This window comes from Levilactobacillus namurensis (assembly GCF_032197885.1).
Lineage (GTDB): Bacteria > Bacillota > Bacilli > Lactobacillales > Lactobacillaceae > Levilactobacillus > Levilactobacillus namurensis_A.
On record NZ_CP134159.1, the window covers coordinates 2,081,204 to 2,098,025 of the forward strand.

Sequence of the window (16,822 nt, forward strand, 5' to 3'; positions counted from 1 at the left end):
ATCTTCGACCCCATCTTCCTACTGTAATCCGATTCCGCCTGGTCTGCGAAATCCGTTATTTAAACGTTCCAATAACCGAATCCGTGATGGGCCAACGGTCCGTTGCTTACTGACCGGGCCATTCGTACCACGTCACGACTCGAATATCAATAGATACATTGTACTTTAATTCAGAAATGATGTCTATTTGCAAGTCGCCGGCCACTCCCGCTCTAAAGCCTTGGCCCTCCTAGCTTCTCACGCCCTTTTTCACTGGTTAAGTTTCCCTAGAATTCCCAATAAAGTTACCAGAGTTTGATTTAAGCCTTAACAAGGGTGGCAGTCAGCGCCTTACCGGGTGGTCAGCTAGGGCTGGAACGCAGTGGGCACAACTTCGAGCCAAAGAACGGTCTCGAAGATTGGCCTTTGGCTAGGGTAGCTAAGAACGCTACCCAACCCAAATTTCACTGCTGAGCCCTAGCTGACCACCCTCACGGCTTACGGTAGTTGAACCTTATACGAAACATCACTCCTAAAACGACAGCCAGCCCTGTCTGGCCGCCCGGTAAGGCGCTGACCTCCTCTCCACACAAAAGAAAAGAGAGCCGTCATCCTCCAACAGCTCCCTCAAAAGGCTACACATCGTATTCCGTTTCCTTGATACCCGCGTTCATCAGGTCGTACGGCGTCTTCATCTTTTCGCCGTCCCAACTGGCGACGCCCACGACTAGCCGGACGTCGAGGGTGGCCAGTAAGTTATCGGCAGCCAGGGCCTTGGTGAACTGTTGCTTGATTCGGTTCGCCGCAATCGTCGCCCCGTCCGCGTTCGTGAAGAGCAGCACCGACCAGGTCGGATTCTCCCGGTCAATCAGATAGGTGATGTCGTTGGTCCGCATGGCCTGCTTCACCGTGTGGGACACCAGCTTCAGTAATTCACGCATCTGCGTGTCACTGATCATACTGCGCATTTCTTGGAAATACCGGATTCGAATGATCATGGTGGTGACGGGTAGGTCGAAACGCCGGTTGGTTTCCGTAAAGACCGCCGTGTCTTCAATGTAGGACACCATGGTCCGTAAATTGGTCTCCTCATCGAACGCTCCCCGCGCCACCAGGTCACTCTGTAACTTCGCATTTTGCGCTTGGAGCTTCCGTGCGTGGGCCGTCAGTCCGTGGAACGACAACGACAGTAACAGTGGCACGAATAACCAATACGCCAGGACCCAGGGTAAGAGCTGATGGTGAACCTGGTTTTCATAAATCACCAGAATGACTTGTAAGAAGATAAAGCCCAAGTTCAGCAACAGCCCGGTGACCAAGCCCCAGAAGTAGGTGAACAGAATCAACAACATGGTCACCCCTAACAACACCGTGTTGACCAAGAGGTAATCCGTCCGGGTGGCCCCCATCCCTAAGGCTAGGCCACAGAGGCAGAACAGAAAGGCAATCAGGTAGAGGTCCGTCCACCAGCTCTCATGTCCGTTAGTTTCCATGATGCCGCCTCCTCTTATGACTATGACTGGTCGACTTAGCCGTCTTAGGGCGTCGGTGCAAGCGACCATGCTTCCCCAACAATAGAATCAGCGTCACGGTGATCAAGACCACCATGGCTAACGCGATGCCCAGATAAAGCAACAGCTGGGAATGCCGGCTCAGGACCGCCCGGGTGTTCAGCTGCCGGTCGATCAACTTGTTCTTCTTGAAGCGGTACCCAAAGTGGTTGTTGTCCGGGTCGACCACGATGGCGTCCCCGGAATACTGCGCGATGTTGCGTTGATAGTTGATCTGCGTGGAGGCCAAGTAGGTCGCTTCCGCGCTGGCTCCCGTGACCACCAACAAGCCTTTCTTGGCATTGTACGGCGACCGCAATAGTTGGGCCGTCCCAATCTGTTGCCCGTATAACCGTTCGATGCTGAGCTTTTCGTTCGAAAGTAACCCGGTGCGCGCCTGGTTGTACTGGAAATATAAGTGGGAATTCAGCCGGTTGACCAGCGGATTCTGCTTAGCCGACCCAAACGCAATCACGTTAGCGTGCTTCAAGACGTCGGCGCTGGGCTGATGGTCGTAGAGCCGAATCCGCCCCTGATTACTCTGGGCATAATTGCCAATCAGGTTGAAGATGTTGGTCAACGTCGCGTAATCAGTGGTGGTCATGGTCTTCGGCCGTACCACTACCAGATTATCGTACGTTGAATTCTTTAAGAATAAGTTCGGATAGTTACTAAACAAAAGGTCGTTGCCGGGAGCCGACTTGATGGCCGCCACCGAGTCGGATTCAATGCTGGCCCACGGCGTCTCCTGATTCGTGCTATTCGCCGGTTGTTGGACGGGAAGGTCTAACGCCACCCGGACCGTGAAGCTATGTCCCAACGCCATCCCCTTAGGCAGGGTGACCGTAAAGGTATCATTGTCCGCTCGACGCGCCGTGAGATGGCGACTCCCGACGGCGGTATCGTTGACGTAGACCGTGGCCAACGCACTCTTAAAGTCCAGGTTCTTCGCATACCGCAGGTGCAGCGTAATCTGGGAACCGTCAGCGTTGTTCCGGTCGACCGGGAGACTGACAAAGTAACTGCGTTCCTGATGACCGCTCCCCACCAGTTTATCCGTAGTATCGGTCAACTGGTAACGGCCCTGGTAATGAAGCGCTGACGTAAAAGTCTGCGTCTGGTCGGTCACGGCTTCACTAGCCGTCTGGGTCTCCTGCATCAATTCTTGGTTGGCGACGAACTTCGCCGTCTTGGTCAACAAGCGATCCGTCAAGGCCGTGACAATCAGGTAATACCGCCCCTGACTGTGAATAAAGCGAATCTGGCCTTGATTTTGGAGATCCTGTCGCTTGATCAACCGTTGGAACCGCTGGGGAAGGTGCTGGTAGCGCCCCACCACGACCTGGTAATCCGCCGCATTGACGGTCTTATCCGCTAGCGTGGTCACGGGAATCTGCTGGTTCTCCGTGGTGATCACCCGCGACTCCCCGGTCAAGACCACCATGCTGGCGGCCAATTCCGCATTGGTCGCTTGCGCCGGTGTCCGAATCACCGAATTGCGGTTCGCAATCGTGTCTGGCCCCGAGAAGTGGTCGTAAAACGACTTGATGGCCTTAGTCGGCGGCATCAACTGGTACTGAAAGTTCACGCTGGAATGACTGTCGACCGTTAACCAATTCGCCGGCGTCTGGCCCAAACGATAGTCCCGTTTGCCCGCCGTGTTTAAGATCTGGCCACTGATTCTAAGGTTGTTTTGTCCCTGAATCAACCGCAGCGGAATCTTGATGGACTTGGTCTGCAAGCCCGTCTGCCGCTTGGGCCGAAACGAGGCAAACTTCACGTCGTTCACGGACACTGTGATGTCGGACAATTGGCGGTCACTGAGCTGTGAAATCTGGAAGTTCAGGTTCAACGTGACCTGCTTCACCCGCCAGTAATCCATCTTGATGAAGTAGGTGTTCATGGCCACCGACTGTCCCGACAGACTGGTGGTCGTGTTCTGGAACGGTTGCGTGTAGGTCTTGAGCTTGGCCGCTTGGGCCGGCTGACTGACCAGCAGACCTAAACAGACCACCATGGCGACTAACAGCCACCTACTGATACCGCTTTGTTTTATACCATTTCGCTTGCTGATGAAAGACTTGTTCACGAATATACCCCACCATTCCATAGGCGGCTACAGCCAACCACATCTGGCTGTAAACCACGTACATAAAGATAATGATCAACAGATTGCTCAGCGTCATTTCCCCCTTCTCCGTGGTGATGGTCACGAACGTACTAATCACGAACAGGACCACGGCGAAGGCCCACAAAGCATTATTGAAGCCCTGCAGGCTCGAATGGGCAATGTCGGCGACGGACAAGACAAAGACCGTATCCGACAAGATCAACGACGTCATTAAAAGAAAGTAAATCGACAAGAAATACAAGAGGTCGAAGCGAATTGCCCGGCCGCTCTTGGTGAACACCAGGTGCAGATTCTTCAAGATCACGTAGATGTTACCTTTGACCCAACGTGTCCGTTGATGGAACCACACGTCCAGCGTCTGGGGTTCCCGCTCCCAGGTCACCGCGGCCGGTTGAAAGTAGATGCGGTACCCGGCCCGGTAGACCCGAAAGCTAACCTCGGTATCCTCCGCTAAGGCCTTAGTGTCCCAACCGCCGATCCGCTCGAGCAGGTCCCGTCGAATCACGTAGTTGGTCCCCGGAATCGTACAGAGCTTGAAGAGCCGTAACCGTCCGGCTTGGGCCATCCACTGAAAGGACAGGGTCTCGACGTTAATGAACCGGGTCAGCAAGGTCGCGTTCTTATTCCGCGTCCGGAACTTCCCAATCACGGCGCCGTATTCGGGGTGACTCATCAGCTCGGCGACCAAGCGCCGCAGGGCCGGCCGCTCCGGGGTGTTATCGGCATCGTAGATGGAAATGACGCTCCCCTTGGCCTGTTTTAGTCCAATATTTAAGGCGTTCGATTTGCCCTTCCCCCCGTTGGTCTTATCCGTATTGATCACGGATAAGTTACGCTCCGGGTAACTGGCCTGGATGTTCGCCAGCAACTGGGCCGAGTTGTCACTCGAATTATCGTTGATCACGATAATCTCGTAGCGGTCGTGCGGGTAGTCGAAGTTCAAGAGCGACAGGACCGTGCGCACGATGACCACGCCTTCGTTATGGGCAGGTACCATGACGCTGACGAACGGCGCCTGGTCTGGTAGGGCCGGTAACGGCGTCCGTACATCCTTAAGGTACTGGGTGTACCCCGCCACCGTCAAGATCAGGTTAACGGCCATGATTCCCCAAATTACTAGAATGGAAATAAATACAAACACATCAAGAACACTCATGCCATCACCTCTTTGAACGGTTGAAAAACATCCGCCGGTAGATTCGCCGGCCGACTACGATAAAGCCCACCAAGACCACCGTCACCAGAATGAAGAAGATCCACAAGATCCATCCCTGGACCCGAAAATAGCCCTTGAGGGTCACGTGGTTCTTCCGTTGTGGGTTGAACTGCGGCAAGGCCACACTTGACGCGTTGATGGCAATCTGCCGGCCATTCAAGAAGTACGCCCCGTGGTCGTACTTGAACGTGGCCGAGGCGCTATCTAATCGCGTGGTCAACTGCTGGGACGGGTCGTACCAATCAATAGTCTGCGCCGTGACCTGCCGGACCGTGGCCGTTAACTCCTTCGCCGAATCGACCATGGGAACCGTCAGCGCGGTCGGTACGGACCAGCGCAATTGCGCCGATTGCTGGACCGTCTGAAAGCTGCGTAACGAGACACCGTACCAGGTCTGCGGATACTGATTTCCCAGGTTATCCTGTTGAGCAAACGTGGTAGTCGCCGGATTGGGCAACAGCACCACCAGTGACGCCCGCTGCAACCCGTACCGCCGAAAGAGCTTATCCTGGTTCCAGTAGGCCGGCGCACTGACCCCGACCGGCAAGACCTGGCGTTGCCCTAACTGGTTCAACTGGCCCACCAGTTGCTGCTCTAAGATCTGGCCGCTTTTCCGGTCGGCCGCCCCCACTACGGGCGCCTGTAAGAGGATCACCCCGTTCTCCGTCTCCAACTCCCGCAAGACCGCCGCAAAGCGCTTGAAGGCGTGATATGACGTGTTCTCAGCGACCGACGTGGTGCTGACGGCAAACGGAATCCCCGCCTTAGCCAAGCGGCGCCCCAGTTGCTGTAACAAGTGGAGATTGGTATACGGTGTCACGTGGGTGATGGTCAGCAGCGGACGGTAAGTCCGGGTCTGACCAAATAACGCTGCGATGGTTCGACTGGCCACCGTCAAGGAGAACCCGTTGGGCATCAAGTAAGGCAGGTACCCGCTGCGTCCCCGCACGACGCCATAAGCGTGGTCGGGTAAGCTGGTGGCTTGGGTCGCCAAGGTGCCAAAGGTCTGCGTCCCGTGCGGCAAACTGGTCAACAGGGTCAGGTCCGTGCTGAACGGCAGGAGTTGCCAATTCTGCCGGTCGCGCAAGACAAATTGCTGGTGGTACAGCGTCTCCCGCCGTGCTCCGAACTGGCGCGCCTCTTGGGCGTCCAACCCGGAACCGATATGGAGCTGACGTCCCGTGAACTGACGCCGATCCCGCAGGAAAGCGGCGTTGGTTAACCGTCCCTGGGGCCAATTATTCAGGGTCACCACCCCCTGATAGGCTTTGTCCGTGAGTTGCCCCGCTTGGTAGTCACTCAACCGCTCTGTCTGGGTAGGAAGGTTCAAGCTGGCCAGAATCCGCTGGACCGCCGCCAACTTCTGCTGCCCGTTAACCGTCGGGTTGATTGCGTCATAGACAATCAACACCCGACGCGAAGCCGTAGCATGCGTGGTAGTGGTTGGAAAGGCCAATCCCCCGGCGAGGCCCAAGCAGAGACCTAAGGCCACAAGCCAAAGTTTCAGTTGTCTTCTCAATCGGCGGCCTCCTCTCCGGGCTTAGGGGTGTGCCAGAGCCGGTGGTTCAATAGGTCCGCCACGAAGAGTAAGAGAATCAGGTCTAGGCTGACCGGAACCATGAACAGGTGCTTGGCTAAGTCGGCATCCCCATCCCCAATAATCGAAATAATCGGGACAAAGATAAAAATCGTCAATAGGCCCAAGACCAGGAAGAACCGTAGGACCCCCGCTGGTCGCCGGCGTTGCCAATCGTTGTACGCCCCGACGGCAAAAACGATGGCCAACGCGACGGCTAATAGCAGGTCAAACGCAAACTTTCGGGGAAAGAACGCACCGGCGGCCGAACTAAAGGCCGTAAAGTAAGTGACCTGTTCCCCCGCAGCGTGCCCGGTACCCTGCTGGTAGTCCCCGACCGCCTTGACCTGGGTGATCATCATGTCCCCCGCAGCCACGTCCAGTAAAGTTCGGAACTGCTTAGGGTGTTGGGCGTAATAGCGAATGATCCAGCCGAACCCCGTCTTCTGATTCAGGTGACGGTGCACGTAGTCCGAGCTGGGACTAATCGCCGCAAACGTCTTGGGATAGTAGTCCTGATTACGCATCAGCGCAAACTGCTGACTGACTCCCTGCTTTTTCAACTTTTTGCTGGGGTCACCGCCGTGCAGGAGCACCCCGTGGGTCACGGCCTGGTACTGGTTGATATCGTTGAACTGCTTGGTGATCAAGGTGTAGGTCAGGACCCCCGTTACCAGGATGCCCGCGATTCCGGCCACAATCCAGAGTCGCTCGCCCCGGTGCCGGCAGATCATGAACAGGCCCAGGCTCGCCACCGCGTAGCTCAACGCTAGCGGTGCGTTTTGTTGCTTATTCGCAATCAATAGCATCACACTCACGAAGTACACCGCCGTCAACAGGTGCGGATGATAAGTCGGACGACGGGCCAACAGCATGATGGCGCCAAAGGCATACAGGGCTAAGACCAGCATCCCCGGTTCCGCGAAAAACGAATTGAAGTAAAGCGTAAACGACGAGTCGGCGAAGATCAACACCACCAGTGCCGCAATCAGATAGCTCCGAATCCGTCGAAAGGGATAGGTCAACGCCTGCGTGACTAAGTAGATGGCCCCCAGGTAAGGGATGTAATAGATTAGGCCTAAGAAGCGCAGGTCAAATACGGTGGAACTATAGACCAGCTTGTTCAGCCACACGGCCGCCTGCACAAACAGGGGCTGCGACGAAAAGATGGCCGCGTTGGTCTCATTGAAGTACTTCATGATTCCCAGTTGCGGGTTGATGTACCCCAGCATGTGGTACCCCTTCAGCTTATAGAGGCCGTTTACGAAGATGGCCCGGTAGAAGTCCCCGTTGTCGGCTAGACCGTGAAAGGGCGGCACGAACAGCAGCCACCCCGCGATCAATCCCGCACACACAGTGGCTAGTAGGGCTGGCGAGACCCAGCGCGTGCTGCCACGCCAGACGCTTCGACTGATTGCTTGGATGCGCTGCAGCATGCCGGTTCCCCTCCTTCCCGAGAATTTTTCAATCTTAATAATTAGCCGCTAAGATGGCCGTTAGGTTGTTAAATGAATAACTCTGCCGGGTCTGGGCGTCCCCCAGGGCTCCGGTCATGGTGCCTTGGGTAATCTGGTTGGCCCAGACCGCCCGCATCGCCCGGCGATAATTTGCCTGATCATGCTCCACCGCAAAGATCATGGCCGCCAACGCATAGTTCCCGGCAGATTGGCCCGTGTCACTGGCACTCCCCGCCGTGGTGTAGCCGTTATAGAGCTGATGGCGCTGGACTTGTTGGACTAACCAGCCCTTGCTGGCCGCGCGTAACTGTCCGATCTCCGCCAAGTGAAGTAGCGTCTCCAACGCTTCCGAGGTGTTCAGATTCTTGGTCGAATACGCCAGGGTGTGCCAGTTAAAGCTCGCCGCGTATAACGGGAACACGTCGCCCAGGTACCCGCCCTTGACCACCTTGAGCTGTTGCCGGTAGTGTTTGCGTCCCTTAGGACTGTTCTGCTGGTAATAGTGCAAGACCTTGAAGTCCGCGTACGCCAAACTGCTCGTGGTCGCCGCTTGCCGGTACCGCCGACTACCAGTCAGGGCATCGTAAGTGTTCAACGCCCGAATAATCCGCAGGTCGTCTAAGGTCGCGTTGACCGCAAAACGCTTATGGTTCCGGGGATCGTAGCGGTAGCTGAATTGACCGTGGTCGCCAAAGGTCTTGACCGTGGCTTGATAAAAGGTCCGGAAGCGCTTAAATTGTTTGGTTTGGGCTAAGTACAGTAACCACATCCCCGCCGATTCGCTTAAAAGTTCGTGGCCAGTAGCCTTCCCCGCTTGCCGGGTCGTCGTATCTGCGTAGTTGGTGTAGATTCCCTGGTCGGTCAGCATCTTCCGTTCTAAAAAGCTGACCAGTGCTCGTTGATGGTGCTGGTCCGCGGTCGTGTGGTGCTTAGTCCGGGTGAGGAATAGTCGTGGCGACTGGTCCGGAGGCGTCATGGTCGCTGGTTGCGCCCCACAACTACTCAGACTCAGTAAACCAACTAGCATGACTATCAGTATCGTCCATCGCTTCACGATTCGTCCCCCCTCACCTCATTTTTAGGTCCAACTATGTTTATAGTAGCATGGTCCATCTAAAAGTTAAACGAGAACTTTACCGGACCAAGCACCCGATTAACCTCACCAAAAAACCACGCTTCCGCGATTGCGGAAACGTGGTCTAATCACTCATTAATCTTGATAAACGGTAGGGGCGATGTGCGTGCTGCGGACGTGTCGCCGCCGAGCTTCGCGGTACAAAAAGAGGTACGTTTGTCGCGCTAAAGCCGTGTTCGCGGTCATCTCATTGTCCGCATCCGCAATGGCCTCTTGGGTCTGCTTGGCGTGGTCCCAGCGCCCCTTAGCAGCGTCGATGGTGTCCAACAGCTGATTATCATAGAACGTCTTCAATTCTGCAACGTGCCGTTTCTTTCGTCCAAACATAACGCACCCTCCTTACATCTCCGTCCGGCCTTCAACGGCCTTAAACAGAGTCATTTCGTCAGCATACTCGATATCACTGCCCACGGAAAGTCCGTGCGCCAACCGGGTCACCTTAATGCCCGCTGGCTTGATCAGCCGCGACAGATACATGGCCGTGGCTTCCCCTTCCGGTGTGGCGTTCGTGGCGATAATGACTTCCTTGATGGCTGGATTCTGCTGGAGCCGACTGATCAGACTACTGATGTTTAAGTCGTCCGGCCCCTTCCCCTCGATGGGGGACATGACCCCGTGCAAGACGTGGTACAGGCCATGGTATTCTTTCATCCGCTCCATCACCATGATATCTTTGGCTTGTTCAACCACCAAGACGTGCGACTGATCCCGCGTCTTATCCGCGCAGATGCTGCAAGGGTCACTCTCCGTGATGTTGCCACAGATGGAGCAGAAGTGCAGGTCACGCTTAGCGGAGACCAAGGCCTTCGAGAAGGCCGCCACATCGTCTTTATCCATATCAATGGTGAAGAATGCCAGCCGCGTCGCCGATTTCTGGCCAATCCCCGGCAACTTCATGTAACTATCGATCAATTGTGCGATGGGTTCTGGATATTGCATGGTGCCATCCTTTCCAATCCGGCATTACAAGCCAGGAATGTTCATCCCCTGCGTGTACTTGCCTAAACTCTTCTTAGTGGTCTCGTCAACTTCAGCCAAAGCGGCATTAACGGCGGCCAGGACCAAGTCAGCCAACATATCCGGATCGTCTGGATCGATGGCTTCGGGCTTAATCGTCAGGTCCGTCATCTTCCGGTCCCCAGTAAAGGTGGCTTTAACCAAGTCATCTGGTGAGGCTCCCGTAAACGTTTGGGCGTTCAAGGCAGCTTGGTCCGCCTCCATCTTCTTTTGCATTTGCCGCATCTGCTTCATCATGTTTCCCATATTTCCCATTCCACGCATTGTTGATCATCCTTTCAAATTTTTAATCATGTTGGACATCCACGATATCCTTACCAAAGAGGTCCTCGGCCTTAGTCACGACCGGATTAGCGGCCGGTTGGTCCGCCGGTATCGGGGCCACAGCGTCCGTAGGTTGCCCGTCCGGAGCTGGCGTTGCCTGGTGACTCGCCGCATGTTGCTGGAGATCCGCCTTATGGGTCGCCAGATAGTCCTTCCGAATCGTCGGCCACTGGTCCTTAGGCACAAAGACTACCGGCAACGCCGACCCAATCATCCGGTCCAACCCGTTCTCTAACGCATCCGTTAATTCCTGGTCGGTCGTGGCCCGTTGGTACAAGAACGAGTAGTCGAAGGCCACGATAACCCCCGAATCCGCCGCCGCAACGGGTTGGGACACCTTCATCACCGCCCGTTGCGTCACCGACAGGCTGTTCAACAGATCCGGCCAGACCTCCTGCAACTGGTTCAGCTTCCCGCGGGTCGCTGACCCCAAGACCGGATAGATCTTGGCCAGGTTGACTTCCTTTTCCTGCTGGTTCGCCGTTACCCGAGGCTTCGGCCGGGCCGCCGGTTGTGCGGCCTTGACGCCCCCAGCTTGCTCCAGCCGTTCCAAAGTGGTCTTCAATTGATCGACTTGGTGTTGCAACGCCTGAACCTGCGACTCCGCCGCGGGTGTCGGCGTGGCCGCAGCCACCGGTGCAGCTGTTGCCGCAACGGGCGCCGCGCCCTTGGTCTGCCCGATTTCCGCCAACTTGATGGTCAGGATTTCCAGATAAACGTCGGGGTGGGTGGTAAAGCGCATCTGTTGTTGAATCGCGTTCAACTCATTGATCATCGCGTACATGGTCGCCGCCGGAGTCTGCTTAGCCAGCGCCTGAAAGTCCGCACTCACGCTCCCCATTTCCGCTTCTTCTACCAATTGAGGGGCCTGTTGGTACAACAATAGGTCGCGGGCGTAGCTGATGAGGTCTTCGGTGAAGCGTTCGGCATCCTTCCCGGCTTCCAGAACCGACTGTAACGTGGCCAAACCGGCTTTAGTCTCACCGGCCAAGACCTGTTGCACGTAGGTCGCCAGGAGTTCATGGGTGACACTCCCGGTGACCAGCAACGCGTTATCCAGGGTAATCTCATTGTCCCCAAACGACAACGCCTGATCCAGAATGCTCAACGCATCCCGCATCCCCCCTTCGGCGGCCTTCGCAATCACCTTGATGGCCTGGTCGTCGTAGGTCACGTTCTTCTGCTTCAGGATATAGGTCATCCGGTCGTAGCTATCGCTGGCCGCGATCCGCTTGAAGTCGAACCGTTGAACCCGCGAGATGATGGTCGCCGGAATCTTATGCGGTTCCGTGGTCGCCAGAATGAAGATCACGTTAGCTGGCGGCTCTTCCAGGGTCTTCAACAAAGCGTTGAAGGCGCCGGCCGACAGCATATGCACTTCGTCGATGATGTAGACCTTATAGTCGGCCACGGTCGGCGCATACTTGACCTTGTCCCGAATATCGCGAATCTCTTCGACCCCGTTGTTGGAAGCCGCATCGATTTCGATTACGTCGTTTAAGGTCCCGGCCGTGATGGCCTTGCAGGTGTCACATTCGTTGCAGGGCTCGCCGTCCTTTTGATGGTGACAATTGATGGCCTTAGCAAAGATCTTAGCGGCCGACGTTTTCCCCGTTCCCCGGGGACCCGCAAAGAGGTAGGCGTGACTGATTTGGTTAGTCGTGATGGCGTTCTTTAAAGTCCGCGTGATCACTTCTTGTCCGATCATGTCGTCGAACCGTTGCGGACGCCAGACCCGATAAAGTGCTTGATAAGCCATATCATCTGTTCCTTTCTACTATTTTATTTCAATCAAAATCGCTGTTCATTATTATAGCCTTTTTTACGGGTCGCTGTCACCTCATGACCCGTTTTCCTCTTAATTCGCCTACCGGGCAATAGTCGGTGGCGAACTGGCCGGTCCCCTCAGCCGATTGGCAGGGCCGTGACGCCAGTGGGCACGACTTTAAGCCGCGCAAAGCCCGCCCGTCTTAAAGCTCGGCCTTAGCCTAAGCCGAGAAGACCACTCGGCTAACGCTAATTTCACCGGCTGGGCCCTATCGGCTGAGGGGACCTTACATAGATGGTTTCCAATGATAACGGCCAATTTTTGCGTCCAACGCCAGTATCAGCTGCTGGAAGGGACTGCCTTAAAATTAACCAAGATTAAAATGGCATAAATCCTTACTTGGACGTCGTTACAGGATCATTTCGGCATGACGGTAAGCCGTGAGGGCGGGCCAGACAGGGCTCAGCCGTGAAATTTTCCTTGGTGAGCGTCTTTCAGCTCGCCTAGGAAAAGGCCAAGCTTGGAGACCTGTACTTCGGGCGCCAAGTTGTGCCCACGGCGTTCCAGCCCTGTCTGGTCCGCCCGGTAAGGCGACCATTGACTGACTATTCCAGTACCAGAACTAAAAAAACTCCCGGTCAGCGACCAGGAGTGCTCATTATCTCATAAACTTGAAGCACAAAGCGAATCAGACTTAGTGCTGCTTCCTTCCGGACCTGACACGATTCGTAAGCCCGCCCTTGCTTCAAGGCCTTAACGGCAAGTACTAGTGTATCATGATTTTTCTGGACTGTCTAGCGTCTTATCAGTCGCGGCTTTCTGTGCCGCGCGCCGGGCCTTCTTAGCCACCTTCGCGCGTTGCCGAGCCGCCTTGAAGAATGACACTAACCGTTCGCCGGACTCCTTCGCTAGCAAGCCCTCGTAGACCTTGACCTGGTGGTTCAGTCGGTCATCCGTCAGCGTCTCATACAGACTATCGACGGCCCCCGCCTTGGGGTCCCGGGCGCCATAGTACACCACCGGAATCCGTGAATTAATGATGGCCCCGCTACACATCAAGCAGGGTTCGATCGTAACGTACATTTCACAGTCTTCCAGACGCCAACTCCGTAACGTGGCACAGGCTTCTTCAATGGCCCGAATCTCGGCGTGTAACGTAGCGTCGTTAGCGTGCTCCCGGAGGTTATGCCCCCGGCCGATGATCTGTCCGTCGTGGACGATGACCGCCCCAATGGGAACTTCACCAATCAGGCCGGCCTGGTCAGCTTCAAAGAGCGCCTCTTGCATATAGTGGCGTTGCGTATCCGAATAAGTTAACTGCCGCATTCAACCGCCCCTTTTCTATGATGATGCGTTCTGTCGGCTCTCCAGGATATAGTAGCCCTTATCCTTCTTCAGGATCTGGCAATTGCCAAACGTGGCCGTCATGGTCTTCTTAGCCGATGGCGCCCCCTGCTTCTTCTGCAAGACCACCGTTAGGGTCCCGCCAGGTAAGAGGTGTTGCGCCGCCTCGGTCAACATGCTGGTCACCACGGCCTTGCCTGCCCGAACGGGAGGATTGGTCAGGATGGCCGCGTACCGTTGGGTGCCCAACGCTGCGTAACGGTCAGATTCGACAATGGTCACGTTAGTAATCTGATTAGCCGTTGCATTTTGTTGCGCTAACGACAGCGCAAGTTCATTCACATCCGCCATGGTCACTTGCCGATCCGGCCACCGCTTAGCCAAGGCCAGACCGATGGGACCGTACCCGCAGCCCAGGTCCAACCACGGGCCCGCCGGCGTTTGGTCCGCTTCAAACGCGTTCAATAACGCGCAGGAACCGTAGTCGACCCGGCTCTTTGAAAAGACCCCGTTGTCGGTGGTAAACAACAATTCGTTACCTAAGAGGGTGAACGGCCAATGACGTTCTTCGTGTACAACATCTGGATTTTGTGTATAATAGTGATTAGTCATTTTCGAGACCACCTTTTAGGTTTATTTTACCGTAGAAGTTTGGTCCGTGCCAAATAGAATAATTAAGTCGCGTAAAGCACTATATTTAGTGGTTATTGTATATCCCAACCACCAAATATGGTGCTTTTTTCGATTGCGTTTTTTTAAATCTGGTGTACACTAAACACATTGATAACCAAATGTAAGAGGATGTGCGTAACATGAAAGTAACGGTTTATTCTAAAAACAACTGCATGCAATGCAAGATGACGAAGCGTTTCTTAACCGAACACAATGTGGCGTTTGAAGAACGCAATATTAACCAGAATCCGGAATATGTCACTTATCTAAAAGAACAGGGATTTCAGTCCCTTCCGGTCGTTGAAGCTGCTGGGCACAAGGCCTTTTTTGGGTTTCGTCCAGATCAATTGCAACAAATCGCGGGTTAACTGAAGTTCGACAAACCCGTCTTGGCGACGCCGTGTTTGTTCACGGGGCCGTTTTTTTAGTGGTCAGTTGACCGATCAGTCCATTCTAAGAGAAAGAAGCGAGTATGCGCATGAGCCTAAAAGATTTACAAGACGTCACGTATTATGATTTAAACAACGAGATCAACATCCCCGTTGATGGTCAGATTCCTTTGAATAAAGACCAAGAAGCCCTCGAAGCCTTCCTACGAGAAAACGTCCGGCCTAACACCAAGACCTTCGCGTCCTTACGGGAACGGTTCGACTACTTGATCCAAGAAGATTACGTCGAAACTCAGGTCATCACCCAGTACCCGTTCTCCTTTATCGAAGACCTCTACGCCTACCTAAAGGCCCAAAACTTCCACTTCAAGTCCTTCATGGCCGCCTATAAGTTCTACGCGCAATACGCGATGAAGACCAACGACAACGCCTATTACCTAGAGAACTTTATCGACCGGGTCGCCATGAACGCCCTGGACTTTGCGGAAGGTGACCAGCAACTGGCCCACGATCTCGCCGATGAGATCATCCACCAACGCTACCAACCCGCGACCCCCAGCTTCCTTAGTGCTGGCCGGGCCCGGCGTGGTGAACTGGTCTCCTGCTTCTTGATCCAATCCACCGACGACATGAACACGATCGGCCGGACCATCAATTCCGCTCTGCAGCTGTCCCGTATCGGTGGCGGGGTCGGCATCAACCTCTCGAACCTGCGGGAGGCCGGCGCACCCATCAAGCATATCGCGGGGGCCGCTTCCGGCGTCGTCCCCGTCATGAAGCTGCTCGAAGACAGTTTCTCCTACTCCAACCAACTGGGACAGCGTCAAGGGGCCGGGGTGGTCTACCTCAGCGTCTTCCATCCCGATATCATTGCGTTTCTAGGGGCTAAGAAGGAAAATGCCGATGAGAAGATTCGGCTGAAGACCCTGTCCCTGGGCGTCACCGTTCCGGACAAGTTCTACCAGCTCTGTGAAGCAGACGCGGACATGTACCTGTTCAGTCCTTACGACGTGGAACGCCTCTACGGCAAGCCTTTCTCCTACGTGGACATCACGGCGGAATACGACAAGTTAGTCGCCAACCCCGAGGTTCACAAAAAGCAGATCAAGGCTCGGGAACTGGAAACCGAGATTGGGAAACTGCAACAGGAATCCGGCTACCCTTACATCGTGAACGTCGACACGGCCAACCGCGAGAACCCCATCCAGGGACGAATCGTGATGAGCAACCTGTGTTCCGAAATCATGCAGGTTCAGACGCCGACGACCTACAATAACCGGCAAGAAGCCGAAAAATTAGGCACCGACATTTCTTGTAACCTGGGCTCGACCAACATCGTTAACCTAATGGCCTCCCCCGACTTCGGTCACTCCGTGGAGACCATGGTCCGAGCGTTGACCTTCGTGACCGACCACTCCGATATCGACGTGGTCCCGTCGATCCAACACGGTAACCACCTGGCCCACACCATTGGTCTAGGTGCCATGGGGCTACACAGCTACTTTGCTAAGAACCACATGATGTACGGGTCTAAGGACAGTATCGCCTTCACCAGCGTCTACTTCATGCTGTTAAACTACTGGACGTTAAAGGCCTCTAACCAGATTGCCAAGGAACGCCACGAGACGTTCCACAACTTCGAGAACAGCAAGTACGCCGATGGGTCCTACTTCGACCGGTACACCCAAAAGGACTGGCGGCCAACCTCCCAGAAGGTCCAAGCCCTCTTCGGTAACATCTGGTTACCATCCCCAGATGACTGGGCCCAACTCAAGGCCGACGTGATGCGTGATGGGCTGTACCACCAGAACCGGATGGCCGTTGCGCCCAACGGATCAATCTCCTACATCAACGACACCACGGCCAGCTTGCACCCGACCATCAACCGGATCGAGGAGCGCCAGGAAAAGAAGATTGGGAAGATCTACTATCCCGCACCTTACCTCAGCAACGACACCATGCCGTACTACAAGTCCGCTTACGACACCGACATGCGTCGGGTCATCGACGTCTACGCCGCGGCCCAACAGCACGTGGACCAAGGGATGAGTCTGACTTTATTCATGCGTTCGACGATTCCGGCAGGCCTCTACGAATGGAAGAACGGGCGCACGGATAAGATGACCACCCGGGATCTGAGTATCCTGCGGAATTACGCCCACCGTAAGGGCATCAAGTCCATCTACTACGTCCGGACCTTTACCGACGATAACAGTGAAGTGGGCGCCAACCAATGTGAAAGCTGTGTCATCTAGGACACTTTA

14 protein-coding genes and 1 other RNA gene are annotated in these 16,822 nt (G+C 55.1%); 2 read left to right on the forward strand and 13 right to left on the reverse strand.

What is annotated here, in order from left to right; all coding sequences use genetic code 11:
• Window positions 1-614: 614 nt before the first annotated feature.
• The 13 genes from RIN67_RS10010 to RIN67_RS10070 all read right to left on the reverse strand — a co-directional run bounded on the left by RIN67_RS10010 (window position 615) and on the right by RIN67_RS10070 (window position 14,109).
• Window positions 615-1,472, reverse strand: coding sequence for a GGDEF domain-containing protein (locus RIN67_RS10010; RefSeq protein WP_264999682.1), 858 nt, complete (start codon window positions 1,470-1,472; stop codon window positions 615-617).
• On the reverse strand, window positions 1,462-3,546 hold the full coding sequence (locus RIN67_RS10015; RefSeq protein WP_264999681.1) for a cellulose biosynthesis cyclic di-GMP-binding regulatory protein BcsB: 2,085 nt from the start codon (window positions 3,544-3,546) through the stop codon (window positions 1,462-1,464). Before RIN67_RS10015 ends, RIN67_RS10010 begins: the two co-directional genes overlap by 11 nt.
• A gap of 16 nt (window positions 3,547-3,562) precedes the next feature.
• Window positions 3,563-4,816: a glycosyltransferase family 2 protein gene (locus RIN67_RS10020; RefSeq protein WP_264999680.1), complete on the reverse strand. Its 1,254-nt coding sequence runs from the start codon at window positions 4,814-4,816 to the stop codon at window positions 3,563-3,565.
• A 4-nt stretch (window positions 4,817-4,820) separates the two neighbouring features.
• On the reverse strand, window positions 4,821-6,395 hold the full coding sequence (locus tag RIN67_RS10025; RefSeq protein WP_264999679.1) for a hypothetical protein: 1,575 nt from the start codon (window positions 6,393-6,395) through the stop codon (window positions 4,821-4,823).
• Window positions 6,392-7,888: a glycan biosynthesis hexose transferase WsfD gene (gene wsfD, locus RIN67_RS10030; protein ID WP_264999678.1), complete on the reverse strand. Its 1,497-nt coding sequence runs from the start codon at window positions 7,886-7,888 to the stop codon at window positions 6,392-6,394. Before wsfD ends, RIN67_RS10025 begins: the two co-directional genes overlap by 4 nt.
• Window positions 7,889-7,922: 34 nt before the next feature.
• Entirely contained in the window at window positions 7,923-8,963 is a 1,041-nt protein-coding gene (locus RIN67_RS10035; protein WP_313872921.1) for a glycosyl hydrolase family 8, read from the reverse strand.
• Window positions 8,964-9,119: 156 nt separating this feature from the next.
• Window positions 9,120-9,371: a YaaL family protein gene (locus tag RIN67_RS10040; protein WP_024747624.1), complete on the reverse strand. Its 252-nt coding sequence runs from the start codon at window positions 9,369-9,371 to the stop codon at window positions 9,120-9,122.
• 12 nt (window positions 9,372-9,383) lie between these two features.
• Entirely contained in the window at window positions 9,384-9,983 is a 600-nt protein-coding gene (gene recR, locus RIN67_RS10045) for a recombination mediator RecR (RefSeq protein ID WP_024747623.1), read from the reverse strand.
• A gap of 24 nt (window positions 9,984-10,007) precedes the next feature.
• Entirely contained in the window at window positions 10,008-10,325 is a 318-nt protein-coding gene (locus tag RIN67_RS10050) for a YbaB/EbfC family nucleoid-associated protein (RefSeq protein ID WP_056944312.1), read from the reverse strand.
• 22 nt (window positions 10,326-10,347) lie between these two features.
• Complete coding sequence (gene dnaX, locus RIN67_RS10055) at window positions 10,348-12,144, reverse strand: DNA polymerase III subunit gamma/tau (protein WP_264999676.1); 1,797 nt, start codon at window positions 12,142-12,144, stop codon at window positions 10,348-10,350.
• Between the two features lie 674 nt (window positions 12,145-12,818).
• An RNA gene (gene ffs, locus RIN67_RS10060) (signal recognition particle sRNA small type) lies at window positions 12,819-12,905 on the reverse strand.
• 22 nt (window positions 12,906-12,927) lie between these two features.
• Window positions 12,928-13,479: a tRNA adenosine(34) deaminase TadA gene (gene tadA / locus RIN67_RS10065; protein ID WP_264999675.1), complete on the reverse strand. Its 552-nt coding sequence runs from the start codon at window positions 13,477-13,479 to the stop codon at window positions 12,928-12,930.
• 15 nt (window positions 13,480-13,494) lie between these two features.
• Complete coding sequence (locus RIN67_RS10070; RefSeq protein ID WP_056944142.1) at window positions 13,495-14,109, reverse strand: class I SAM-dependent methyltransferase; 615 nt, start codon at window positions 14,107-14,109, stop codon at window positions 13,495-13,497.
• 200 nt (window positions 14,110-14,309) lie between these two features.
• Here RIN67_RS10070 and nrdH point away from each other — a divergent pair, with 200 nt between their 5' ends.
• Both nrdH and nrdE read left to right on the forward strand, forming a co-directional pair.
• A complete protein-coding gene (gene nrdH, locus RIN67_RS10075; protein ID WP_024747618.1) occupies window positions 14,310-14,537 on the forward strand; it encodes a glutaredoxin-like protein NrdH in 228 nt (75 codons plus the stop codon).
• A 110-nt stretch (window positions 14,538-14,647) separates the two neighbouring features.
• Window positions 14,648-16,813: a class 1b ribonucleoside-diphosphate reductase subunit alpha gene (gene nrdE, locus RIN67_RS10080; RefSeq protein ID WP_264999674.1), complete on the forward strand. Its 2,166-nt coding sequence runs from the start codon at window positions 14,648-14,650 to the stop codon at window positions 16,811-16,813.
• Window positions 16,814-16,822 lie beyond the last annotated feature (9 nt).

Coding starts and splice junctions, on each gene's coding strand:
- recR (WP_024747623.1), bottom strand. CDS start 9,983: ATGCAATATCCAGAACCCATCGCACAATTGATCGATAGTTACATGAAG.
- RIN67_RS10070 (WP_056944142.1), bottom strand. CDS start 14,109: ATGACTAATCACTATTATACACAAAATCCAGATGTTGTACACGAAGAA.
- tadA (WP_264999675.1), bottom strand. CDS start 13,479: ATGCGGCAGTTAACTTATTCGGATACGCAACGCCACTATATGCAAGAG.
- RIN67_RS10010 (WP_264999682.1), bottom strand. CDS start 1,472: ATGGAAACTAACGGACATGAGAGCTGGTGGACGGACCTCTACCTGATT.
- RIN67_RS10050 (WP_056944312.1), bottom strand. CDS start 10,325: ATGCGTGGAATGGGAAATATGGGAAACATGATGAAGCAGATGCGGCAA.
- RIN67_RS10040 (WP_024747624.1), bottom strand. CDS start 9,371: ATGTTTGGACGAAAGAAACGGCACGTTGCAGAATTGAAGACGTTCTAT.
- nrdH (WP_024747618.1), top strand. CDS start 14,310: ATGAAAGTAACGGTTTATTCTAAAAACAACTGCATGCAATGCAAGATG.
- wsfD (WP_264999678.1), bottom strand. CDS start 7,888: ATGCTGCAGCGCATCCAAGCAATCAGTCGAAGCGTCTGGCGTGGCAGC.
- nrdE (WP_264999674.1), top strand. CDS start 14,648: ATGAGCCTAAAAGATTTACAAGACGTCACGTATTATGATTTAAACAAC.
- RIN67_RS10020 (WP_264999680.1), bottom strand. CDS start 4,816: ATGAGTGTTCTTGATGTGTTTGTATTTATTTCCATTCTAGTAATTTGG.
- dnaX (WP_264999676.1), bottom strand. CDS start 12,144: ATGGCTTATCAAGCACTTTATCGGGTCTGGCGTCCGCAACGGTTCGAC.
- RIN67_RS10015 (WP_264999681.1), bottom strand. CDS start 3,546: ATGGTGGTCTGTTTAGGTCTGCTGGTCAGTCAGCCGGCCCAAGCGGCC.